Annotated in this window: 22 protein-coding genes; 15 read left to right on the top strand and 7 right to left on the bottom strand. The window is 62.1% G+C overall.

Annotation, left to right across the window (positions count from 1 at the left end; all coding sequences use genetic code 11):
- The first annotated feature begins 92 nt into the window (after nt 1-92).
- Nucleotides 93-677, top strand: a complete 585-nt coding sequence (locus HMPREF2757_RS05355; RefSeq protein ID WP_070574017.1) for a TetR/AcrR family transcriptional regulator — start codon at nt 93-95, stop codon at nt 675-677.
- Nucleotides 678-734: 57 nt separating this feature from the next.
- Nucleotides 735-1,667, top strand: coding sequence for an acetamidase/formamidase family protein (locus HMPREF2757_RS05350; protein ID WP_070574015.1), 933 nt, complete (start codon nt 735-737; stop codon nt 1,665-1,667).
- A 142-nt stretch (nt 1,668-1,809) separates the two neighbouring features.
- On the opposite strand, the gene HMPREF2757_RS05345 is transcribed toward HMPREF2757_RS05350, so the two are convergent.
- From HMPREF2757_RS05345 to HMPREF2757_RS05315, 7 genes are all read right to left on the bottom strand, one after another.
- On the bottom strand, nt 1,810-2,769 hold the full coding sequence (locus tag HMPREF2757_RS05345; protein ID WP_070574013.1) for a siderophore-interacting protein: 960 nt from the start codon (nt 2,767-2,769) through the stop codon (nt 1,810-1,812).
- Nucleotides 2,770-2,784: 15 nt separating this feature from the next.
- Nucleotides 2,785-3,648 (bottom strand): ABC transporter ATP-binding protein, encoded by an 864-nt coding sequence (locus HMPREF2757_RS05340; RefSeq protein WP_070574011.1) that lies wholly within the window; start codon nt 3,646-3,648, stop codon nt 2,785-2,787.
- A gap of 29 nt (nt 3,649-3,677) precedes the next feature.
- On the bottom strand, nt 3,678-4,694 hold the full coding sequence (locus tag HMPREF2757_RS05335; protein ID WP_256278267.1) for a FecCD family ABC transporter permease: 1,017 nt from the start codon (nt 4,692-4,694) through the stop codon (nt 3,678-3,680).
- Complete coding sequence (locus tag HMPREF2757_RS05330) at nt 4,691-5,737, bottom strand: FecCD family ABC transporter permease (RefSeq protein ID WP_141750183.1); 1,047 nt, start codon at nt 5,735-5,737, stop codon at nt 4,691-4,693. Before HMPREF2757_RS05330 ends, HMPREF2757_RS05335 begins: the two co-directional genes overlap by 4 nt.
- Nucleotides 5,718-6,578 (bottom strand): iron-siderophore ABC transporter substrate-binding protein, encoded by an 861-nt coding sequence (locus HMPREF2757_RS05325; RefSeq protein ID WP_256278266.1) that lies wholly within the window; start codon nt 6,576-6,578, stop codon nt 5,718-5,720. Before HMPREF2757_RS05325 ends, HMPREF2757_RS05330 begins: the two co-directional genes overlap by 20 nt.
- A 324-nt stretch (nt 6,579-6,902) precedes the next feature.
- On the bottom strand, nt 6,903-7,745 hold the full coding sequence (gene purU, locus HMPREF2757_RS05320; RefSeq protein WP_070574008.1) for a formyltetrahydrofolate deformylase: 843 nt from the start codon (nt 7,743-7,745) through the stop codon (nt 6,903-6,905).
- A 127-nt stretch (nt 7,746-7,872) separates the two neighbouring features.
- On the bottom strand, nt 7,873-8,934 hold the full coding sequence (locus HMPREF2757_RS05315; RefSeq protein WP_070574004.1) for a 2,3-butanediol dehydrogenase: 1,062 nt from the start codon (nt 8,932-8,934) through the stop codon (nt 7,873-7,875).
- 305 nt (nt 8,935-9,239) lie between these two features.
- Here HMPREF2757_RS05315 and HMPREF2757_RS05310 point away from each other — a divergent pair, with 305 nt between their 5' ends.
- The 13 genes from HMPREF2757_RS05310 to HMPREF2757_RS05250 all read left to right on the top strand — a co-directional run bounded on the left by HMPREF2757_RS05310 (nt 9,240) and on the right by HMPREF2757_RS05250 (nt 22,743).
- Nucleotides 9,240-11,051: an ABC transporter substrate-binding protein gene (locus HMPREF2757_RS05310; protein ID WP_083304115.1), complete on the top strand. Its 1,812-nt coding sequence runs from the start codon at nt 9,240-9,242 to the stop codon at nt 11,049-11,051.
- Between the two features lie 116 nt (nt 11,052-11,167).
- Nucleotides 11,168-12,232: an ABC transporter permease gene (locus HMPREF2757_RS05305; protein ID WP_070574002.1), complete on the top strand. Its 1,065-nt coding sequence runs from the start codon at nt 11,168-11,170 to the stop codon at nt 12,230-12,232.
- Entirely contained in the window at nt 12,233-13,195 is a 963-nt protein-coding gene (locus tag HMPREF2757_RS05300; RefSeq protein ID WP_176745891.1) for an ABC transporter permease, read from the top strand.
- Nucleotides 13,195-14,967 (top strand): ABC transporter ATP-binding protein, encoded by a 1,773-nt coding sequence (locus HMPREF2757_RS05295; protein WP_070574001.1) that lies wholly within the window; start codon nt 13,195-13,197, stop codon nt 14,965-14,967. Before HMPREF2757_RS05300 ends, HMPREF2757_RS05295 begins: the two co-directional genes overlap by 1 nt.
- The gene (locus tag HMPREF2757_RS05290) at nt 14,960-15,931 is read left to right on the top strand and encodes a S66 peptidase family protein (RefSeq protein ID WP_070573999.1); all 972 of its coding nucleotides are present in this window, start codon (nt 14,960-14,962) and stop codon (nt 15,929-15,931) included. Before HMPREF2757_RS05295 ends, HMPREF2757_RS05290 begins: the two co-directional genes overlap by 8 nt.
- Before the next feature lie 14 nt (nt 15,932-15,945).
- A complete protein-coding gene (locus HMPREF2757_RS05285; protein WP_070573996.1) occupies nt 15,946-17,118 on the top strand; it encodes a DUF819 family protein in 1,173 nt (390 codons plus the stop codon).
- Between the two features lie 54 nt (nt 17,119-17,172).
- On the top strand, nt 17,173-17,979 hold the full coding sequence (locus HMPREF2757_RS05280) for a serine hydrolase (protein WP_070573994.1): 807 nt from the start codon (nt 17,173-17,175) through the stop codon (nt 17,977-17,979).
- 33 nt (nt 17,980-18,012) lie between these two features.
- The gene (locus tag HMPREF2757_RS05275) at nt 18,013-19,053 is read left to right on the top strand and encodes a dipeptidase (protein WP_070573992.1); all 1,041 of its coding nucleotides are present in this window, start codon (nt 18,013-18,015) and stop codon (nt 19,051-19,053) included.
- Nucleotides 19,050-19,787 carry a type 1 glutamine amidotransferase gene (locus tag HMPREF2757_RS05270; RefSeq protein WP_083304114.1) on the top strand — a complete coding sequence of 246 codons (738 nt, stop codon included), beginning with the start codon at nt 19,050-19,052 and terminating at the stop codon, nt 19,785-19,787. The genes HMPREF2757_RS05275 and HMPREF2757_RS05270 overlap by 4 nt, the downstream gene beginning before the upstream one ends.
- 163 nt (nt 19,788-19,950) lie before the next feature.
- The gene (locus tag HMPREF2757_RS05265; RefSeq protein ID WP_070573990.1) at nt 19,951-20,583 is read left to right on the top strand and encodes a hypothetical protein; all 633 of its coding nucleotides are present in this window, start codon (nt 19,951-19,953) and stop codon (nt 20,581-20,583) included.
- Nucleotides 20,580-21,098 carry an OmpA family protein gene (locus tag HMPREF2757_RS05260; protein ID WP_070573987.1) on the top strand — a complete coding sequence of 173 codons (519 nt, stop codon included), beginning with the start codon at nt 20,580-20,582 and terminating at the stop codon, nt 21,096-21,098. The genes HMPREF2757_RS05265 and HMPREF2757_RS05260 overlap by 4 nt, the downstream gene beginning before the upstream one ends.
- A 17-nt stretch (nt 21,099-21,115) precedes the next feature.
- Nucleotides 21,116-21,835: a response regulator transcription factor gene (locus HMPREF2757_RS05255; protein WP_070573985.1), complete on the top strand. Its 720-nt coding sequence runs from the start codon at nt 21,116-21,118 to the stop codon at nt 21,833-21,835.
- Nucleotides 21,832-22,743, top strand: a complete 912-nt coding sequence (locus HMPREF2757_RS05250) for a sensor histidine kinase (RefSeq protein ID WP_070573983.1) — start codon at nt 21,832-21,834, stop codon at nt 22,741-22,743. The genes HMPREF2757_RS05255 and HMPREF2757_RS05250 overlap by 4 nt, the downstream gene beginning before the upstream one ends.
- Nucleotides 22,744-22,761: the final 18 nt, after the last annotated feature.

Below are 22,761 nucleotides of genomic sequence, written 5' to 3'. Positions count from 1 at the left end.
TGGTACACCGTGCTAGTTCAGTGTACTGGCACAGCGTGCTAGGTTGTCAACAGAAAAACGGACACCAGTTTCTCAGCCAGGTGGGGGTCTAAGTGGCTGATAGGCGCGAACAGATTCTCGAGGCAGCACTGCAGTTGGCGCATGAAAGCGGGCCAGGTGCGCTCAGCGTGCGTGCGGTTGCCGAACGAGCGGGGATCGGAGCGAGCACTCTTCGCTACTACTTTCCAGCGCAGAGTGATCTTGCGTTTGCTGTATCGGAGCGAATGATGCTGCGCACCATCCCCGACCTCAACATCGAAGACTCGTCATTGCCCCCGCAGCAGCGGCTCACGGAGTGTGCGATGCAGTTCCTGCCGCCGAGTGCTGACGAGGTTTCGCATCTGGTCAGCGCCTGGGCGGAACAGATTGGTGCGGGATTCGGCCCGGGTGCGGGCGAGGCTTCGAGGCGTCTTTTGGAACGGCTGTATCGACTGGGCATAGGCCGCTTTGAGGCGTGGCTGGGCGTCCTTGCCGCAGAGGGGCACGTGGATGAAGGCGAGGTTGCCGAAACAGCTTCGATCTTGTCGGCTGCCTGCGACGGCTTCATGCTGCAGCTGGCCGCGGGCGAGGTTGACCTTGAGCAGGTGCGCGAGCGTTTAGAAACACTGTGCGCTCTGATTGTGCACGGTGAGCAGTGAGGGTCCGCATGGCGAATCCGCCGGTCACGCTGCCGTGAAATCGGCGATGGTTGAGCCATGACAACGATTGACCATTTCCTCTCCAACGAAAACGGCAAAGGCTCTTTCAGCGCCGCCATCGAACCAGTCCTCAGGATCAAACCGGGAACTGGTGAAACCATCGGCTTTGAAACTGACGACGAGGTCTACGACCAGCTGTACGAAGGCAAAACCCTCGACCAGATCACAGCACAGATCAACCCCGTCACCGGACCGGTCTACGTCGAAGGCGCAGAGCCGGGGGATACCCTCGCAGTCCACATCCACGACATTGAGCTGACCGAGTTCGGCTACTCGGTGTACCTGCCCAGTGCCGGCGCCCTGGCCGAGCGCATGGGCCAGGACCAGATGGCCCGCCGCATACCAGTGAAGAACGGCAAGGTGGCCCTGCTCGATGGTGTGGAAGTCGATGCCCTGCCGATGATCGGCTGCATCGGCACCGCGCCCGCCGAAGGCGAAGGCTCCGTCGTCATGCCCAGCTTCGCAAACGGCGGCAACATGGACCTCACGGATGCCAAGCCCGGCTCGACCGTCTACCTGCCGGTGGACGTGCCCGGTGCGCTCCTGTCGATCGGCGACATCCACGCCATCATGTCCCGCGGTGAATCCAGCTTCGTTGCGATCGAAGCACAGGGCACGACGATTGTGTCTGTCGATCTCATCAAGGGTGTGAAGCACCGGGCCCCGCGCATTGAAACGGAAGATGAATGGATCTTCATCGGCCTGGGCAACCCCGTTCAAGAATCCATCCAGCGCGGCTACGAAGACCTTTTCGACTTCCTCGTTGAAGACAACGGCTATTCGCGCGAGGACGCCTACGTCGTCATGAGTGCTCTGGCGCACTCTGAGCTGGGCGGGCCCACCGGTTCGGAAGATCCCGACCCGCTGCACCCGTTCACCGCAATCGGCGCGGTCACGGTCCACCGCCTGCCGAAGTCGCTGCTGAAGTGATCCCATGGCTGGCCTGTGTCCCTACTCGTGGTGCACTTTGCAGTCGTTGTTCGGACATTCCGGTGCTCAAGCGGTGTGGGCTGACATGTAACCCTCGGCGTGGCGCGCAAGGGGCTAGGCGTTGGAAACGCTGTGAACTGCCTCAACCCTTATGGGCAACGCCCTTCTTCCAATAGCCCATGAACGACACGCACTGGCGTGGGACGCCACGCTGCTGGACGAGAAGGCGTCGCATGGCAGTGACCGCCCCGGATTCTCCGGCAATCCAGTAGTAGACATCGTCTGCTTCGGCGTGCTCGACAGGGGTGAGGTCCTCTCCGCTGCGCGAGAACTGCGGTGTTTCCCATACCATTGCGCTCGCGCCGTCAGCAGGAACATCGAGTTTCAGCTGGTCGCTGGGTTCGCTGCCAGACTGCGCGATGGGTGCAGCTGCTTCGAGTGCGCTGATCAGGAGGTCGCCGTGGTCGGCATTGTCGCTTTCGCGGACGAGCCAGTGGATCCTGACACCAGCAGGAGCGTCGATGCTCTGCTTGTCGGCCTCGGTCGGGACCTCGATGAAGGCTTCCCCTATGGTGCCCTCCGGCCATTCCGAGAGAGTCTTGGCAATGGCCGGCAACGCGGTTTCGTCACCGTACAGCTGCACGGTCTTGCAGTCTCCGGGCGAGAACTCAATACCAGCGCCTGAATCATCGTCGATGCTCGGGGCGATTACGTACAGCTCATCGCCCGGCTTGGCTTCTTCTGCCCAGCGCGAGGCGGGGCCGGAGTGTCCGTGCTCGTCGGTGTGGAGAACGAAGTCGATGTCGAGCTCTGCTCGGTCCTGCGTTCCCTGGTCCGGGTCTTCGGGACGGCGGAAGTCGCGAACGCTGTATGTTCGCATGATTCCGCGCTCGTCTGCCGGCAGGGCCCTTCTGACGTGGATCGCTTCCGGGGACTCAGGCAGATCTGGAAGGCCTGGTGGTCCCGGGAGGATGATCTTGATGCGCAGGTCGCGGGTCACTCGCGCCGGTCCCATCTGGTCGACACCTGTGAACGTCACCCGCTGAAAGTTCGGGGTGATGCGCTCGCTGCGCAGAACGCTGACGCGAAACGGCAGGTACATGGGTGCTCCTTACTATCAGTGGGGTGCGTTGATGTGTGATTGGCGGATGAAGCCGCCAGCGTGGTGGCGGCCGATGGGCATGATCGACGGCAATCCCGATACAGGATCAGCGACGATTGACGCTTCGAGGTCAAAGACTTCCCGCAGCGCTGCATCGGTGATGACATCGTGAGAGCTTCCAGCGCGCTTGACAGTTCCGCTGCGCATTGCGACAAGCTCATCCGAGTACCGGGCTGCGAGGTTGAGGTCATGGAGAACCATGATGATCGTTGTGCCGCGCTGCTGGTTGAGATCTGTCAGCAGGTCGAGCACCTCAAGCTGGTGTTTCAGATCCAGATACGTCGTCGGCTCATCGAGCAGCAGCACATCTGTCTGCTGGGCAAGCGCCATGGCAATCCACACGCGCTGGCGCTGGCCGCCGGACAGCTCGTCGACAGGGCGGTCTGCGAGATCTGCGGTCTTCGTGTCCTCCAGTGCGCGCGCTGTTGCCTCGAAGTCCTCGGCACTCCAGCGGCCGAAGAGTCCCTGGTGAGGTGTTCGTCCGCGCCCGACGAGGTCGAACACCGATATGCCCTCAGGCGCGGTCGGCGTCTGCGGCAGCATCGCAACCCTGCGGGCCAGCTCCTTCGTCCCGAAGTCAGATAGTGTCCGTCTGGCCAGCTTCACAGTCCCGCCACTGGGCTTGATGAGGCGGGCAAGTGTTCGCAGGAGAGTCGACTTGCCGCAGCCGTTGGGGCCGATGATTGATGTGATCCGCCCTGCGGCGAATTCATGGTTCACCGAGTCGACGATGCGGCGATCGCCGTAGCCCGAGCTGAGGTTCTCAGCCGACAGGCTCCAAGCGTCTTCGGGCGACGGGGGTGAGGAGAGCACAGTCATCGTCGATCAGGCCTTTCTGTTTCGGTGTGTCATTTTCGAGTGCGGATGAGCAGGGCAATGAGGAGCGGAGCGCCGAGTGCGCCGGTGACGACGCCGACGGGATAGCGCGTCCCGAACGCGAATTGGCCGATCGCGTCGGCGGTGAGGATGAGTGCCGCACCCACCAGACCGGAGGGAAGGATGAGGGACGTCCCGGCAGGGAAGAGCCGGGAAGCAATCGGACCGGCCATGAAAGCCGCGAACGCGATGGGGCCCGCAACGGATGCAGCGGCCGCAAGGAACAGAACTGCGGCCATCAGCAGCGCTGGACGAAGAGCCCGCGAGCGGACGCCCAGAGCTTCGACAGTGTCATTGCCGAAACGCAGCAGTGCTAGGCGATTCGAGCCGAGAACTCCCACACTCAGAGCAGCGGCCGCTGCGATGAGGGCGGGCCAGCCCTGTTCAAAGCTCACGCTGTTGAGAGACCCTGTCAGCCACCGAACCGCCGCCGGAGCGTCCCATGCGGCAGCTCGTGACAGAACATAGGACGTCCACGACTGCATCACGGCGCCAACACCGATGCCGATGAGGATGAGCTTCGGTCCCGAACGAGGTTGTGGCACCAACCAGAAGACCGCCGCGGCAACGACAAGCGAGAAGATCAGCGAAGACGCAGACACCGCCGCGGTTCCCCAGTGTAAGAACACGATTGCCGTTGCGCCGGCGGCCGAGGCCGCGCTGGAGATTCCGATGATGTCCGGTGAGGCCAGCTGATTGCGAAGCAGAGTCTGGAACAGTGCGCCCGAGACGCCGAATGCAGCCCCGACGGCCGCGCCGACCGTGGCGCGCGGCAGCCGCAGGTCGCCAACGGCAAACGATGCGCCAGGGACGGTGTGGCCGGTGAGAACGGCCCAGACTTCGCCAGGGGAATAGAACACATCGCCGATCATGAGGCTGCAGAACCACAGGACGAGGACCACTGCTGTAAGAGCCGTCAACCGGACCGCTGCGCTCAAGCGCGCTGACCGGCGAGCAGAGCGCAGACTTTGGGTGATAGCAGCAGTCACAGTCCGCCTCCTTTCGCTCGCCGAGCCAGCCAAATGAACAGAGGTGCCCCCAACAAGGGCGTGATGATGCCGACCGCAATCTCACTGGGTCGGCCGACAACGCGCCCGAGGGTGTCCGCCGCGGTGAGGATTACGGCACCTCCCAGGAACGAGGCTGGAATGAGAAGTCTGTGATCTGTACCCAGAAGCAGGCGCAGGGTGTGGGGAACGATGAGCCCGATGAATCCGACCGGCCCTGCGACCGCGACAGCGGTTCCGCACAGGATCACCGCGCCGATGACGGCAAGCAGTCGGGTTCTGCTCGCTGGTACGCCCAGGCCAGTCGCCGCTTCATCGCCCAAAGCCAGAGCGTTCAGTCCGGGAGCGGACATCCACACGATGACAGCGCCGATTACGAGCAGGGGAGCGGCGGCCGTGAGCGACGACCACTCGGCGCCTCCTACAGAGCCGATCTGCCAGAAGCGGAACCGGTCCATGACGTCTTCCCGCGGAAGTATGACAGCGCTGGTCAGGCTCGACAGGGCGGCGGCGGTCGCAGCTCCCGACAAAGCGAGCTTCAGGGGAGTTGCACCGCCTCGGCCCAGGGACCCGACGGCGTAGACGAAGGCGGCCGCGACGAACGCTCCCACAATGGCGACGGCCATAGTGGGAGCGGGAAGCGACATTCCGGTGAACGCCATAGAAGCTGATACAGCCAGTGCGGCACCCGCGAGTATCCCGAAGATGCCGGGGTCCGCCAGCGGATTGCGGGTGACAGCCTGCAGTGTGGTTCCCGCCGCGGCAAGCGCCGCACCGACGCTCATGGCCAGCGCGGTGCGCGGAATCCTGACCGCCGCGGCTGCCTCGCCGGCAGTTGACGTGCCGCCGGTCAGAGCGCCGAGTGCGTCAGAAGCCGAAATGCTTCGCACTCCGAACATCAGCGAGCACACCGCGGCAGCGGCCACAAGGCCAATGAGCAGGACAATCGCCGTTGCCGACTTGAGGCCGCCTGCTGACGAAGCAAGCGGACTCAGCGGCTTCGCGTCAGCCCTTGAGGCCTTCATTCAGCTGTTCGAAGTAGCGGTCAATGCCCCACGGAATCGACAGCGGCGACGGGTTTGCGGCTGCTCCCACAGGTCCGTTCTCAAGGAATGCGACACGGCCGTCGGCGATTGCGGGGATCTTCGACAGGAGCGGATCGGACTGCATGCTCTTCAACTGCTTTTCGTCGTCTTCCTTGCTGCCTGACGAGTACGACACAACGAGGTCGGCGTCCTTGAACACCTCGGGCTTCTCCGCTGACACCTCGAGCCAGAACTCATCGCTCTTCTCGGATTCGCTCTTGACGTAGTCCGGTGCGGCAAGGCCGTGTTCAGCCAAAAAGCCCATGCGGGGATCTGTTGTTGAGAAGAAGCCGACCTTAGATGAATCCTCGGTACCGCTGAACGACGTGAACAGCACCTTCTTGCCCTTCAGGTCTGGATGCTTGTCGAGAGCGTCGGCAACCTTCTTTTCAGCGTCCTGAACAAGCTTTTCGCCATCGGCCTTTCGTCCCAGGGCCGCAGCGTTCATCTCCGTCATGTCCTTCATCGACGTTCCCCAGGGAATGTCGGGGTAGGCCACAACCGGGGCGATCTTGCTGAGGGTTTCGTAGTCTTCCTTCGTCAGCCCGGAATAGGACGCGAGGATGACATCGGGCTTTGTGTTGGCAACTTCCTCAAACGGGATGCCGTCGGTTTCGTCGAAGAGGACCGGCGCTTCTCCGCCGAGTTCCGAGAGCTTCTCTTCGTTCCACGGCATGATGCCGTTGCCATCATCATCTCCCCACGTGGCCTTCGACATTCCGACCGGCACAATTCCGAGGGCCAACGGGACTTCGTGGTTGGCCCATCCGACCGTCGCCACTCGCTGAGGGTTCTGCTCGACGGGGTCTTGCCGAATGCGTGCTCGACCGTGACCGGGAATTCGTCAGTGGCCGTGGCGGCCTGTGTTTGGCTGCCGCTGCTGCCGGACTGCTCGGTGCCGCAGGCAGCGAGGGTGAATGCGAGTGAGCCGGCGATTGCCGCTGCTGCGAGAGCTCGCCTGGCGCGAGCGGTGGGGAATGGAGACACAGGGTTCCTCTGTTTCGATCTGGATTAAAGAGACGAAACATTAGGTTAGGCTAACCTCATCTTATAACGCAACAAAACTATGTCGTATGTTCTCCGACAAGGGCTGAAGAGGGGTGTATCAGCTGAACACGACGGTGCGGGTTCCGTCCATGAGCACACGGTGGTCGGCGTGCCAGCGCACCGCCTGAGCCAGAGTCCGCCCCTCAACATTGCGGCCGATGGCGATGAGCTCACCCGGTGACTTGCTGTGGTCGACGCGTACGACGTTCTGTTCGATGATCGGGCCTTCGTCAAGGTCGGCCGTCACATAGTGGGCCGTGGCACCGATGAGCTTTACGCCGCGCGCGTGTGCCTGATGGTAGGGGCGGGCCCCCTTGAATGCAGGCAGGAACGAGTGGTGGATGTTGATGACTCGCCCCGCCAGCCTCTCTGCGAGGTCGTCTGACAGGATCTGCATATAGCGGGCGAGGATGACCAGCTCGATGTCATGTTCCTCGATGAGTTCCAGCAGGCGAGCTTCGGCATTGGCTTTCGTGTCCTTGGTGATCGGGACGTGCTCGTAGTCGATGCCGTAGAAGTCGGCGTGCTTCTTCAGGTCCATGTGGTTCGACGCCACGAGCGGCACATCGATGTTGAGCTGGCCCAGGTGGTGATCGAACAGCACTTCGTTGAGGGTCCGCGGGTCTTTTGAACACATGATGAGAGTGCGCACCCTGTCGGCCTTGCGGTGCAGGCCAAGCTCCATGCTGAAGCGCTCCCTGACCGGCGTCATTGCTGCTTCCAGCTGGTCGCGGCTGCACGGTGCGTCGACTTCAACGCGCAGGAAGAATGTTCCGGAGTCCGGCGAGGTGAACTGCTGGGACTCGACAATGTTCCCGCCTAAGCCAACGAGGACCTCCGTGACGGCGTGGACTATGCCCGGTGTATCTGCGCAGGCGACGGTGATGATGAAGCGCTCCATGGCTCTCACTTTGTTTGACGAGATCGGTTAAGGCTATTGAACCAGCAGCCGTCGGCCCGGTGGGAAACCGTACTGGTTTCCCGCCGGGCCGGATCATCTGTTTGAGCTTCGTTCAGCCCTGAACCGATCAGGCGTTCGGGTCTACGAGAATCTTCACGTGCTGCTCATTGTTGTTGATGAGCTGGTCGAAGCCCTTGTCAACCAGTTCCTCAAGCTTGATGCGGGCGGTGATGAACTTCGACAGGTCGAGCTTGCCTTCCTGCACCAGCTTGATGGTGGCCGGGTGGTCGTTCGAGTAGCCGATGGTTCCGCGCAGGTCGATTTCCTTGAGAACCAGAGTCGGCATGTCGACCTCGGGCTTGTGGCCCCAAATGGACACGTTGACGATGACACCGCCGGGGCGAACGGCGTCCATGAGCATGTCGAGGACAACCGGGACAGACGAGCATTCAAAGCCCACATCAGCGCCCTTGCCGCCGGTGAGTTCCTTCACCTTGGCTGCGACATCGACTTCGCGGGGGTCGAAGACTTCGTCGGCCACACCGGTGTTGCGGGCCATTGCCTTGCGGGCCTCGGACAGTTCCGAAATGTAGACGGTCAGACCCTCAGCCTTGAGCACGGCTGCCGTCAGCAGGCCGATGGGTCCTGCGCCGCCGACGATCGCAACGTCGCCGGACTTGGCGTCGGAGCGGACAAAGGCATGGTGGCCCACTGACAGCGGCTCAATAAGAGCGGCTTCGTCCAGCGGGACGTCGCCGATGGGGTGGACCCAGCGCTGCTCGACGACGATCTTCTCGGACAGGCCGCCGCCGCGGCCGCCCAGGCCGATGAAGTTCATGTTTTCGGACAGCTGGTATTCCTGACCTTCGCCGGTGTCGACATCTTCACCGATGATGTAGGGCTCGACGACGACGTTCTGTCCGACCTCCAGGCCGGTGACGCCCTCACCGAGAGCGGTGATGGTGCCGGAGAATTCGTGGCCCATGGTGACCGGCGCCTCTTCGCCCGAAATGGGGTGCGGGTGGCCCTTCGGCGGGATGAAGATGGGGCCTTCGAGGTATTCGTGGAGGTCCGTGCCGCAGATGCCGCACCACGCGACGTCAATGGCAACGGTGCCGGGCTTCAGTTCGGGTTCGGGGATGTCTTCAATGCGGATGTCTTTACGGTCGTAAAAGCGTGCGGCCTTCATACCACTGCTCCTCATGCACTGTGATGTCTGTGTGTGAGAACAACTGTGAATTCGAGCTTGTGGCCCGATCATCGTCGCTGCCCTCACTTCCAGGGTACTCGGCTGAATTTCATGCCGACAGGGGTGGGGGATGGGACTCGAGCACTTCGCACCAGGTTGTTCGGCGAATGATTTTGATCACTCAGGAGTCTGTGATGTAACTTACAGAAACAGCTTCTGAGGGGCGGTCGAATCAGCACACATTCGGCCCGCCCCAAACGCCACGCGAAGAAGCTGGCGCTGAAGAAGCAAGCCGGAAGGAAGATATGTTCAGATCAGCTCTCAAACGGTGCACGGCAGCAGCCGCGGTGGCCGCTATGACGGTTCTCGGATCAACCGGAGCCGCACTGCCCGCAGCAGCCCAGTCGACCGAGCAGGCGGCGTCGGAAACGACCATGCGGATTGCCACATCGGGCCTTGTTGACAATTTCAACCCGTTCACTTCGATTTACCTCACGCCGACGGCCATCAATCGCTACGTGTACGAAAACCTCGTGCAGTACGACTCGAAGGACTTCGCTCCGACCGAAGGACTGGCGGAGAAATGGGACGCCAATGACTCAGGTGACGAATGGACGTTCACCATTCGCGAGGGAATGAAGTGGTCCGACGGCGAGCCGATTTCGGCAGACGACGTTGTCTACACCTACAAACAGATCATGGACGACTCGGCCATGGGTGCGGCCAACGGCTCGCTGGTGGAGAATTTCGAATCGGTCGAAGCCTCTGACGAACACACCGTGGTCATCAAACTCAAGTCGCCGCAGGCGCCGAACCCCGGTGTCGAAATTCCTGTCGTCCCCGAACACGTGTGGTCCAAAAAGAAGGACCCCGCCAAGGACGCCAACGACTCTGAAGTCGTAGGCTCCGGTCCGTACGTTCTGGACAGCTACAAAGCCAACCAGTCGATCACGCTGAAGGCCAATCCGAACTTCTGGAAGGGCAAGCCGAAGATCGACACCATCCAGTACACCTACTACACCAACAGCGACGCCATGGTGCAGGCGCTGCGCGCCGGTGACGTCGACTTCGTGACCGGGCTGACCCCCGAACAGATGTCAGCGCTGGAAAACGCCGACAACATCGAAACCAATGTGGGCGAATCCCGCCGCTTCACAGCTCTTGGCGTCAACCCCGGCTTTGAAACCCCTGAAGGCGAAGCCTACGGAACCGGCAATGAAGCGCTCAAGGACGGCAAGGTTCGCCAGGCTCTGCGCTTGGGCATCGACACCGACACCCTGCGCGAACAGGTCATGAAGGACTACGCGACGGAAGCGACCAGCTTCGTTCCCGAATCCTTTGAAAAATGGCACCTGCCCAAGTCCGACAAGATCGTCTCCCACGATCCCGAAGCGGCCAAGAAGCTGCTCGATGAAGCCGGTTGGAAAGAAGGCTCTGGCGGCATCCGCGAAAAGGACGGCAAGAAGCTCTCCCTGCGCCTGCTGACAGATGCCGAAACCCCGACGGAACAGTCCATTGCAGAGTTCATCACGCCCTGGCTGAAGGAAATCGGAGTTGAAATCAAAGCCGAATCCAGCGACTCCGACACGATTTCCGACCGCACGATGAAGGGTGACTTCGACATCTACGTGACCGGCTGGTCGGTTACCCCCGACCCGGAATACCAGCTGTCGATCAACACCTGCGCATCACGTCCAGACGCTGAGGGCAACGGCCCGACCTCGCAGGACGGCTACTGCAGCAAGGAGTTCGACGAACTGTACAAGAAACAGCACACCGAACTCGACGAAGGCAAACGCCAGGAGTACGTCCACCAGGCCCTCCAGCAGCACTACGACGACGCCCCGCAGATCACTCTGTGGTACCCCAAGCAGCTCGAGGCCTACCGCTCCGACCGCTTCGGCGGCTTCACCACGCAGCCCGAAGACGGCGGTGTGATCGGCAACCAGTCCGGCTACTGGGGCTTCCTGACGGCGGCTCCCGCAGACGAAGTCGACGACGGCAAGGGAAGCGGCTCCTCGGCAGGACTGTGGATCGGCATCGGAGCGGTCGTCGTGATCGCCGCTGTGGCAATCCCGCTGATCCTGCGGCGCCGCAGCGCCGACGACCGAGCGTGAGACCACGGGCCACCTAGCCCACAGATTCGAGGCGCCGGACACACGAGTGGTGACCGGCGCCTCGAGCACCGTTAACGCCCTGCCGCAGATCCAAGCAGAGCGTGGAAAGCAGAAACATGTCTGTGAACGCAGAAACACAGGCCGAAGAGCAGAAGCTCAAGAGCGGAGCTTCCGGCGGTCCTGACGACACTGACGCGCCCCCGGCGGGCCAGTACTACCTCAATTATCTGCTCAGAAAGGTCGGCGGAGCTCTCATCAGCCTCCTCATGGTTGTTGTGCTCGGCTTCTTCGCCTTTCGAATCCTGCCGGGCGACCCGGTGCAGAAGATTGCCCGCGAAAGGCAGATGAGCCCCGAACAGATGGCACAGCTGCGCGCTGAATACGGACTTGACAAGCCTGTGCTGGTCCAGTTCTGGGACTACCTGGTGGGCATCTTCACCGGGAACCTGGGCACCAGCTACGTCTACAAGCAGTCAGTCAGCAGCCTCATTGCCGAATACGCGTGGCCGACCCTGCTGCTGACCGGCACCGCAGCGATTCTGGCCATCAGCCTGGGCCTGTGGATGGGGCAGTTGGCCGCCTGGAAGCGCGGATCGCTGTTCGACAAGCTGACAACCTCCACGAGCCTGATCTTCTGGTCCGTGCCGACATTCTGGCTCGCACTTCTGCTGCTCATGGTGTTCTCCGGCAGGCTGCAGTGGCTGCCGACCGGCGGCATGGTCTCACCGGGAATCGAACCGGGCGGTATTGACTATATGCTCGATGTCGCCAAGCACCTCATCCTCCCGGTCATCACGATGACAGCGGTCGTCTACGCGCAGTACCTCATGGTGATGCGCGCATCACTGCTGGGTGAGATGAGTGCTGACTACCTGACCACCGCCCGCGCCAAGGGGCTGCGCGAAGACGACGTCCGCCTCAAGCACGCCGTCCCCAACGCCCTGCTGCCGACGGTGACGCTGGTGTTCATGCACATCGGCGGCCTGATTGCCGGTGCGCTCACGGTCGAAACCGTGTTCTCGTGGCCCGGGCTGGGGAAGCTGACCTACGAGGCGATATCCGGGCCTGATCTCCCTCTGCTGCAGGGGACCTTCGTCGTCTTCTCAGCTGCCATCATCATCATGAACCTGCTGGCTGACCTCGTGTACCGCCAGCTCGACCCGCGCGTCAGGAGGGCCTGAATGACATCCCGCAACGCCTCCTCTGAACAGCAGACGGCAGCCGATGACGCTGGACAGCGTGCCGCGGTTCCCTCGAGCGCCCGCGCACTCGCGTGGAACCGGCGTGCCGAGGCTGCCAAGAAGAACTGGAAGATCTTCCTGGAAGACCGCGCGGGCATCATCGGTGCGATCGTTCTGCTCCTGGTGATCATCGTGGCCGTGTTCGCCCCGCTCATTGCCGACCGTGCAATGCTCGACGTCACCCAGAACCTCGATAATCCGCGCTACGCACCCCCGAGTGCCGAGCACCCGCTGGGCACAGACAACTACGGTCGCGAACTGTGGGCGCGCCTGGTGTGGGGCGCCAGGGTTTCGCTCATCGTCGGTGTGGCCGCCACCGCGATGTCCATGATCATCGGAACGATCATGGGCATTGCAGCCGGTCACTTCACCGGCTGGGTCGGCGGGCTCATCATGCGGATCATCGACTTCTTCCTCGTGCTGCCCTCGCTGCTGCTGGCAATTGTCCTTTCATCCGTGCTTGAACGCGGTGTCTTCACAATCGTCATTGCGATCGGCGTGACCTCGTGGGCGGGGACAGCGCGCATTGTCCGCGCACAGACGCTGTCGGCCGAATCCCGCCTCTACATTGAGCGGGCAAAGGTCTTAGGCGCCGGTCACTGGCACATCATCACCACGCACCTGCTGCCGGCGGTCATGCCGCTGGTGTTGGCCAACACCACACTGACGGTGGGCAGCGCGATCATCGCCGAATCGACACTCGCCTTCCTTGGCCTGGGCGACACAACACAGCAGTCCTGGGGAACCATTCTGAAAAACGCCATGGATGTTTCGGCAGCAACCTCCGGCTACTGGTGGTTCATCCTCACCCCGGGACTTGCGATCGTCGCGGTGGTCCTCGCCTTTACCCTGGTGGGCCGCGCCATTGAAGCCATTGCCAATCCGACACTCAGGAGCCGCTGATGAGTCCAGCAGAAAAATCTGCCGCTGCATTGGGCAAGGACCTTGTTTTTGACGATGTGTCGATTACGTACTCGTCGAAAACCTCTCGCGGCGACATTCCCGCCGTGTCGAACGTCAGCCTCGAACTGCCGGCTGGCAGCACCCTGGGCATTGCGGGCGAATCCGGTTCGGGTAAGTCCACGCTGATCCTCTCCGTGCTGCGCCTGCTGCCGGACAATGCGACTCTGACTGGACGGGTGCTGCTGGGCGGAACCGATATTGCCGAACTGAACTTCGGCCAGATGCGCGCCGTGCGCTGGTCAGAAGCCGCGATCGTCTTCCAGGGTGCCCTGCACTCGCTCAATCCGGTGCGCGCAGTGGGCAAGCAGATACTCGAAGCGCTCAACCTGCACGTCAAAGACGAATGGCGGTCCGAAGCTGAGCGCAAAGCGCGTGTGGTGAGCCTGCTGGAACAGGTTGACCTCGACGCCCAGATCGCCCAGGCATATCCGCACGAACTGTCCGGTGGCCAGAAGCAGCGGGTCATGATCGCAATGGCGCTGGCGTGCGATCCCGACATCATCATTGCCGACGAACCGACCACGGCACTCGACGTCATCGTCCAGGCGCAGATCCTCACGCGCCTGCGAGAACTCGTCGAGGCTCGCGGAATTTCGCTGCTGATGATTTCGCACGACCTCTCCGTGCTTGCCACGGCGTGTGAGCGGATCGCGATTATGAAGAGCGGGCGAATCGTTGAAATCGGCCCCGCCGAGCAGATCTGCAGCAAGCCGGAGGAGCCCTACACCCAGCAGCTGGCGGATGCGTTCCCCACCATCGGCGACCCTGCGTCAAGGCTCAACCCGATCACCCGCAACCCGGCCCGAGTTGACGTCGAAACTCCCCACACCATGACCGACGAGGTGGTGCTCGAGGCGCGCAGCCTCAACGTCACCTTTAAGGCTCGCGGGCGGTTGACAAAGGCCGTCAACAACGTTGACCTCAAGCTGCACCGCTCTGAGATTCTTGCTGTTGTCGGTCAGTCCGGTTCGGGCAAGACTACGCTTGCGCGCACGCTCTTGGGCCTGCAGCCGCCCGACAGCGGATCAGAGCTTCTGTTCCAGGGCGAGTCCCTGCCGAGCACCAAGCGCGGTCTGCGCAGGTTTCGGCGCGACGTGCAGATGATTCTGCAGGACCCGTCGGGATCGCTGAACCCTTCGCGCTCGGTCTATGAGTCCGTCGCCGAAGGCCTGCGCGTGCAGAAGTTCACCGGTGACGAACGGGCGCGGGTGCGCGAAAGCCTGGAAGCTGCGGAGCTGACCCCCGGGGAGGACTTCTTCGAGCCCATCCCGCAGGAGCTTTCCGGCGGGCAGCGCCAGCGCGTTGTTATTGCCAGCGCGCTGGCACTCGAGCCCGATGTGCTCATTGCCGACGAACCGGTGGCCTCCCTCGACGCTTCGGTGCGCGGCGAGATCCTGTCTCTTTTCCTGGCTTTGAAGAAGAACATCGGGCTGACCGCGCTTGTCATCACCCACGACCTCGGTCTGGCCTGGAACATCGCCGATACGGTTGCGGTCATGTATCGCGGTGAAATCGTTGAGCACGGCCCGGTTGAGGACGTTCTTCTGGACCCCCAGCACGACTACACGCGCAGACTGCTGGCAGCTGTGCCCGGCTTCCGTGCTGAGCGGGCCGCACAGTCGAACACCGCACCGGCACCTGCGGCACAGGTGAGCGCCGCTTCATCAAACACCACCGAAACACCGGAAACAGGAGGCGCCGCCGATGGCTGATCGCAATCCCTTCGCTGAGCAGGCTCCGCTGGCGCCGGGCGATCGAGTGTGGCTCGTAGCCCCCTCGGGGCCGGCTCCCGAAGGCACGGTTGAACCGGCAATCGCAGCGCTTGAACAGTGGGGGCTTAACGTGCAGGTCGGTGAGAACCTCCGCAAAGTCGACGCTCGGGCCTCGTACCTGGCTGGCAGCGACGACGAGCGCCGCCGCGACCTGGTGGAAGCCTGGTGTGATCCTGAAGCGGCGGCGGTCATCGCACTGCGCGGCGGCTATGGAGCCATGCGTCTGCTTGATGAAATCGACTTCGGGCGCATGGCCGACAGCGCTCTGAGGCCCGATGGCCGACCAAAGCTGCTGACGGGCTCCAGCGACATCACCGCCCTGCACCAGGCCTGGGCGCACCACGTGGGAGTGCCCACGCTGTTCTGTCCCATGGTCGGCAATGCTGTTTTCGGTGACAGTGAACGCGTGCGCGCCGACATCAAACGCTGGCTGTTCTCGTCGTGGTCAGATGAGCAGATCCGCCTGGGCAAGTCCGCACAGACTCTCACGGCCGGTGAGTTCACGGGAATCACCTACGGGGGCAATCTCAGTCTGCTCGCTGCCGGGGTCGGCGCACCCGAATTCCAGCCGGGAGCGCCCGATCAGCCGGGCATCCTCTTTCTGGAAGACGTTGACGAGGACGTGTACCGCCTGGACAACCTGCTTCTGCAGCTCAAGCGCATCGGCTGGCTTGAACGCGCCGGTGCGGTGGTCTTGGGTTCGTGGGAGAGCTGCGGTGAAGATGCCGACCGCAGGGCGCTTCTGCGGGAGTACTTCGGTGAGGCAGGGGTGCCGGTCGTGTGGGAGGTTGAACTGGGCCATCACCCGCACGCCGGTTCGATACCCTTGGGCGTGCGCGCCAAGCTGAGCGCACCGGAAGACGGCACAATGCCCACTGTGACGATAGAGCCGAGCGAGGAGTGAAGCCCTAAGCAGCCATGATCACTGACGGTTTTCTGTTCATCAGCCTGCTCATTGCGATAGCCGCGATTCTCGTCTACCTGGACAAAGCCCGCGGGCTTCCGGTTTTCCGGTACGTACCTGGATTCGTCTTTCTCTACCTGATAGCAGCGCTGCTGAACACCGTCGGGGTCTTCGGTGAGTCTGATTCGATCGACGCTGTTGGCGGAGGAGTCAAAGACGCTCTGCTGCCGGCGATGATCATGTTGCTGCTGTTCCAGTGCGATGTCCGAAAGATCATCAAACTGGGACCGAAGCTGCTGCTGACCTACGCTGCGACCGCAGTTTCGATCATGCTGGGATTCATCATCACCTTCGCCGTGTTCAAAGGTGTGCTGGATGCCGAAGCGTGGAAGGGCCTGGCAGCACTCGCGGCTTCGTGGACCGGTGGTTCGGCGAACATGGCTGCCGTGCAGGGCATCCTCAACCCACCGGAGAACATCTTCGGTCACGTGCTCATCGTCGACACCATCGTGTACTCCCTGTGGCTGCTGGTGATGTTTTCGTCCGTCGGCGTATCCGACAAGTTCAACGCGTGGACAAAAGCCGACACCGCGGCCCTGTCTCATGCCGCATCGACCGCTGAAGGCGCCGAGGAAAGCGCATCTGATGCCGACACAATGGACCTCGTGGCACTGTTGCGAGTGCTGGCCATCGGGCTGTTCGGTTCGGCGCTGGCCACCGTGATCGGCGGAAAGCTGCCGGAAATCGGCGTCGTCGTGAACTCGACAACCTGGACCATCCTGATCGTGAGCATCGTGGGTCTGGTGATCGGTTCGACCCGGTACGGGAAGATGACCGGCGCTTCGGACGTCGCGTACATCATGCTGTACATCATCATCGGCGTCATCGCAGCCGGTTCGGACTTCACATCGCTGTTCGAAGCGCCGATCTACCTGCTCGCAGGACTCATGGTTGTGGCCATCCACATGGTCCTCATGATCATCTACGCCAAACTCACCAAAACGGAGCTGTTCAGCCTGGCTGTCGCTTCGACCGCGAACATCGGCGGTGTGGCGTCCGCCCCCGTCGTCGCCGGTGCCTTCAACCGCGAACTTGTTCCCGTGGGCGTTCTCTTCGCCCTCATCGGGGCATTCGCCGGTACGTTCTTCGGTCTGGCCGCCGGCCAGGTCATGAGCCTCTTCGCATAGTTTTAACGTCGTCTAAACAGCCGGTTGCCAACAGCGCCGGAGAAAGGCAGCACAATGACAGCGGACCTGTTCACACGTCTAGACGAAGTTGAATTCTCAGCACGTGCAATCGACATCGACACGGGCGAAGAGGTATTCAGCCACGAACCCCACCGGGTGCTCTCAACCGCCTCGATCGCCAAAATCTTCCTGCTGCACGCAGCACTGAAGATGAAGAACAACGGCGAACTGCGCCTGGATGAACGGCTGACCCGCAACGCCGCCGAACGCGTCGACGAATCCGGCATCTGGTACCTGTTGGACCAGCCGGACCTCACAATCCACGACGTCGGCATGCTCATCGGAGCGTTCAGCGACAACTTCGCCACAAACGTGCTCATCTCTCGGGTCGGCCTGGACCGCGTGGCCAAGGAAATCGAAGCACTGGGCTACAAAGACTCTGCACTGCACGATTTCCTGCGCTGGCCGCGACCGGCAGGAGCACCCCGTCGTCTGTCATCGGGCACCGCCTATGAACTGAGCGACTACATGGCGCGGCTGTCACGTGACGAACTGTTCGACCCGATGTCTTCTGAAATGCTGCGCCGCTGGCTCGGCGCTGGGGCGGATACGTCGATGGTGGCGTCCTACTTCGAACCCGATCCGCTCGCGCACTACTACTACACGCGCGGCGAATGGATTGTGAACAAGACCGGCACCGACTCCAGCGTTCGGGCCGACACCGGAATCGCGTTCACGCGCGAACGCCGCGTGGCCTACGCTGTCTTCGCCAACTGGGCGGCAGATGAGGACCGAGTGCTCGAAGTCATGCCGATCATGCGCGAAGCCGGCGGTCTCATCAGCGCCCACCTGCACGCCTGACTAACCCCATCCGGACTGAAGAAAGGACCCGCGATGTCGTCTCCACTCATCCCCATTTTCGATGGCCACAATGACCTCCCGTATCTGCTGCGCGAAACCCGCGGCTCATCGGTCACTGATCTCGACCGGCCCGACGAGGTTGTCGAAACCAATATTCCGCAGCTGCGCGACGGCGGTGTCGCCGCACAGTTCTGGTCGGTGTTCGTCGACTCGGCCATCAAGGGCGACGAAGCTGTCCGCTGGACACTCGAGCAGATCGACCTCGTTGACCGCATGATCAGCACCTATCCGGCTGACCTCGCCTGGGCGACAACAGCGGAAGCCATCCGCGCAGCACGAGCTGCCGGGCGCATCGGCGGTCTGCTCGGTGTTGAGGGCGGCAACCAGATCAACGAATCACTTGGTGCCCTGCGCATGTTCGCCAAGCTCGGCGCTCGCTACATGACACTGACGTGGTCGACCACCCACAGCTGGGCAGACTCCGCAACTGACGAGGCGGTGCATGGGGGACTGAGCGACTTCGGCCGGGAAGTGGTCACGGAGATGAACCGGATCGGCATGATCCCGGACCTGTCTCACGTGGCGCCCAGTGTCATGGACCAGGTGCTTGGCATGACCGACCTGCCGGTGCTCTTCACCCACTCAAACGCTATGAGCCTGTGCTCGCACCCGCGCAATGTGCCCGATGACATCATCGACCGGCTGCCGGCAAACGGGGGAGTGCACATGCTGACCTTCGTGCCCTCCTTCGTTTCACAGGACCGATACGAGTGGGTCAAAGACGGCGAAAAGGGCACAGCTCCGGAAGTCACCATCAGCGAAGTCGCCGACCACATCGACTACGTGCGCGAACGCATCGGAATTGATCACGTGGGCATCGGCTCGGACTTCTGCGGAACGGATTCCTTCCCCACCGGGTTGGACAATGCCAGCACCTATCCGGCGCTCATCGACGAACTGCGCTCGCGTTCCTGGTCAGAAGAAGACCTTGAAAAGCTCGGCTTCGACAATGCGCTGCGCGTGCTGGAAGCTCACGACGACCGCTACCGCAGCTTCCTGCGCTCGGGAGAGTGAGCATCGTGGCCCGCATCCTCATAGTCGTCAACGACATCGATTCACAGCCCAGGCGACTGCTCCCACGCCTCATTGACCACCACATCGAGTTTGATCTGCGGATCGGACCGGGACCCGACGGCACTGTCAACGACATTCCAGGCCCGGAAGTGGTCAATGACTATGACGGCTTCGTCTACTTGGGCGGCGGGTACATGCCGGATGAAACCGACCGGGCGCCGTGGCTGGAGCGTGAAGCTGAACTCGTACGCGCCGCGTGGGATGCCGACAAACCGCAGCTGGGCATCTGCTTGGGCGGCCAGCTGCTGGCCCACGTGGCAGGCGGCACGGTGAAGGCCGAAACCGGGGCACCCGAAAAGGGCGCAACCGAAATCACATTCACCTCAGAGGCTGCCGATGACCCCGTGTTCGGCAAGGTGGGGCCGAAAGCCCACTTCATCGAAAGCCACGTGGACCGCATCACCGAGCTGCCGGCCACAGCCCAGCTGCTGGGCAGCAGCGAACTGTGCGAAATCCAGGCTTTCCGCATTGGACGGTCGTGGGGCATGCAATTCCATCCCGAAGCGTCCGCTGACTCGGTGCGCCGTTGGGAAGCAGACGGTCTGGCCAAGCTGGGCTTTGACAAGGACGCTCTTGTTGAACACGCAGACCGCGTTGAAGCAGACAGCGCACGCAATGCGCAGGCGCTGTTCGACGGCTTTGCACGCGAGGTGATTGAGTCAAGCCGCCGCTGAGGCGTACACGCTGAGTTCACCTGTGTGTCTCAGAATGTCGCGAAGCTGGTACAAGTTTCCGGACTCTTGCGACTTCTGTGCGACGAACAGTGCTTTCCGCGTTCGTAGTCTTGAGTCAGCAAGCACGACAGGGCCCACCCGGTCCGCTACCGAAAGGTTTCGCATGCGCACGACAAAAGCACGAACAGTCATCGCCGCTGCGGCCGTGGCTGCATCCCTGGGTCTGACAGGGTGCTCGGTTGACTTCAACACCGGCTCTGACGACAAAAAGGAAACCTCTGAAGAGTCGCAGAAGAACGACAGCTCTGACAGCTCTGACAGCGGTTCCGGTGAAGCGGCGTCCCAGAGCGGTGAAGATTCTGCCGGTGACGATTCGCAGGACTCAGGCAGCGGTTCAGAAGCGGCTGCTTCGGGCGAATCGCTGGGTGAAGCCGAAGTTCCGGTGGAGATTGACGGCGACAAGAATGCCAAGCTCAAGGTTCGCCTGATCAGCGTCAAGCGCAACCAGCAAACGGTAGAAGCTGTCTACGGCTTTACTCTGGAAACCACGATGGACGACCAGAAATCGCTGTTCAGGGTCCGCGGTTCCGGTTTCCGTCCATACGCGGTTGACACGAAGAACTTCAACAAGCACAAGGCTATTGACGAACTCACCGATGTCACAGACACCAAGCTGAACCCGGGCCGAGAGGCACAGGCCAAGGCCGCTTTCGGTGCTCCGCCGGAAGACGTTGACACGATGGACATCTTCCTGTGGGAAGGTGAGCCGCTGGTCAAGGGCGTGAAGATCCAGTGAGCGCCCGCGCCAAGCTCGCAGCCGTCGGCTTGGTCGGAGTCATGGCGTTCGGCGCTGTTCCCGCAGCAGCTGCCGTGAAAGCGGAAATCAACCCGATCAAGGCCGAGATCATCCCGCTGGAAGACAACATCGAGCCGATGGACGACACGCGCGAAGACGCCGGCGAAAAAGTCGTCACGCTGTCCTCGGATGTGCTGTTTGACCTCGGCAAATGGGACCTGTCTGACGGTGCGAAGAAGAAGATCGCCGAACTGGTCAAGAAAGTGCCGCAGAACGCTACCGTCCGGGTTGAAGGGCACACGGACAATCTGCCCTACAAGGAAGGCAACGACGTTCTGTCTAAGCGTCGCGCCGAGGCAGTGTCGAAAGCCATTAAGGAAGCCCGGTCTGACATCAAGACCGAAGTCAAGGGCTTCGGTGACAGCAAGCCGATCGAACCGAATGACAAGGGCGGCAAAGACAATCCGGAAGGTCGCGAGAAGAACCGACGGGTTGAAATCCGCTACGACGGCTGAGTCCGCGAAGGAACACAATGTCCGCCCAGACGCGACCGCATGTGCTGCTCGTCGATGATGACTCCACCATCCGCGAGCACTTGGCCCCCGTGCTGCGCCGCAGCGGCCTCGACACTGAAACCGCAGCTGACGGTGTCGAGGCGCTGCAGGCTATCGAAGCCCGCCGCCCGGACCTTGTCATCCTTGATGTACTTATGCCGAACCTCGACGGTCGTGAGGTCTTGCGCCGCATCAGGGCCGACGACGAATGGCTGCCCGTCATCCTGCTGACCGAGGTGGGGGAGACTTTCGAACGGGCAGCCGCCCTCGATGACGGTGCGGATGACTATATGACCAAACCGTTCGATCCGGTTGAGCTCATGGCGCGCGTCCGCGCGGTTCTGCGCCGCACCCAGCGGGGCCAGACGCCGTTGAGCGCCGCCCAGGCTCTGGTATCGGGTGAGCTTCGTTTGGACCGACCGGCCCGCAGGATTTTCGTCGACGGATGCGAACGACAGCTGACGCCGCGCGCCTTCGCTCTGCTGGAGTTCCTCATGAGCCACCCTGACGAGGTGTTCTCTCGCCAGCGTCTGCTGGAAACCGTGTGGGGCTTCGAAGCGATTGTGACCACGCGCGCGGTTGATCACAGAATTGCTGAAATCCGCAGGGAACTGGGTGATGATTCGAGCGATCCCGCCTACATTGAGACGGTGTCGGGTGCAGGATATCGATTTCTTGGAGCAGTGGATCGCGGATGAGCGAACAGAAACAGCAGCGGACGCCGCTGGTCATCGCCTCTGCGCTGCTTGCGCCCCTGCTCATCGGGCTGATCGTGACGGTGGGGTGGCTGTTCGTCGACTCCCAAACCCAGGCGGTCATCACGGCCCGGGTAGCGTGGGCGCCCCTCGTTTTCGGCCTGCTGCTGTCCGGCCTGTTCGCGGCTGGTTTCGCCGCCGTCGTCCTTGCCAGGCGCGGTGCCGTCAAAGCCTCAGCGCAGGTGCGCGATGAGCAGATGCGCCGCCGCCAGCGCCTGCTGGCCCGTCTGGACCACGAACTGAAGAACCCCATTCAGGGCATTCGCGCAGCCCTGGCCGACGAACCGTCCCAGCGGCAGCGCGACAGCATCGATGCTCAGGCTGTGCGCCTGAGCAGTCTGCTGAACAATCTGCGCAAGATCAGCGAAGTCGAACACGCTGAACTCGAACCCTCCGCGGTCAACATCGGCGCTCTTGTTCACGAGGCAGTGCAGACGGTTCTTGAAATTCCGGGTGCCCGGGAGCGCAGGTTCCAGGTGTCTCTGCCTCAGGCACCGCGGCCCCTGCCGCACGTTCGAGGTGACTCAGATCTTTTGTTCTTGGCCGTGTCAAACGTGTTGAGCAACGCGGTGAAGTACTCGCCACCGGGAGCACACATTGAAGTTCGCGGCCGTGAAGAGAACGGTTGGGTTGTCATTGAATGTGCCGACACGGGCCGCGGGATAGCGCCGGATGAGATCGAAACCGTATGGGAAGAGCTCGGCCGTTCACGCGAGGTCCGCGGGACGGAAGGCAGCGGGCTCGGACTGCCGATGGTCCGTGCCATCGTCGAACGCCACGGCGGCACCGCCGCGCTGCAGTCCTGGTACGGACAGGGTTCAACTGTCACCCTGCGCCTGCCGGCCATGTAGATTTTCCTGCTTTAGCCA

The organism is Brevibacterium sp. HMSC063G07 (assembly GCF_001810665.1).
Taxonomy (GTDB): Bacteria; Actinomycetota; Actinomycetes; order Actinomycetales; family Brevibacteriaceae; genus Brevibacterium.
The sequence above is the reverse complement of the archived record's forward strand: the minus strand, read 5'-3'. Positions and strand labels throughout refer to the sequence as shown.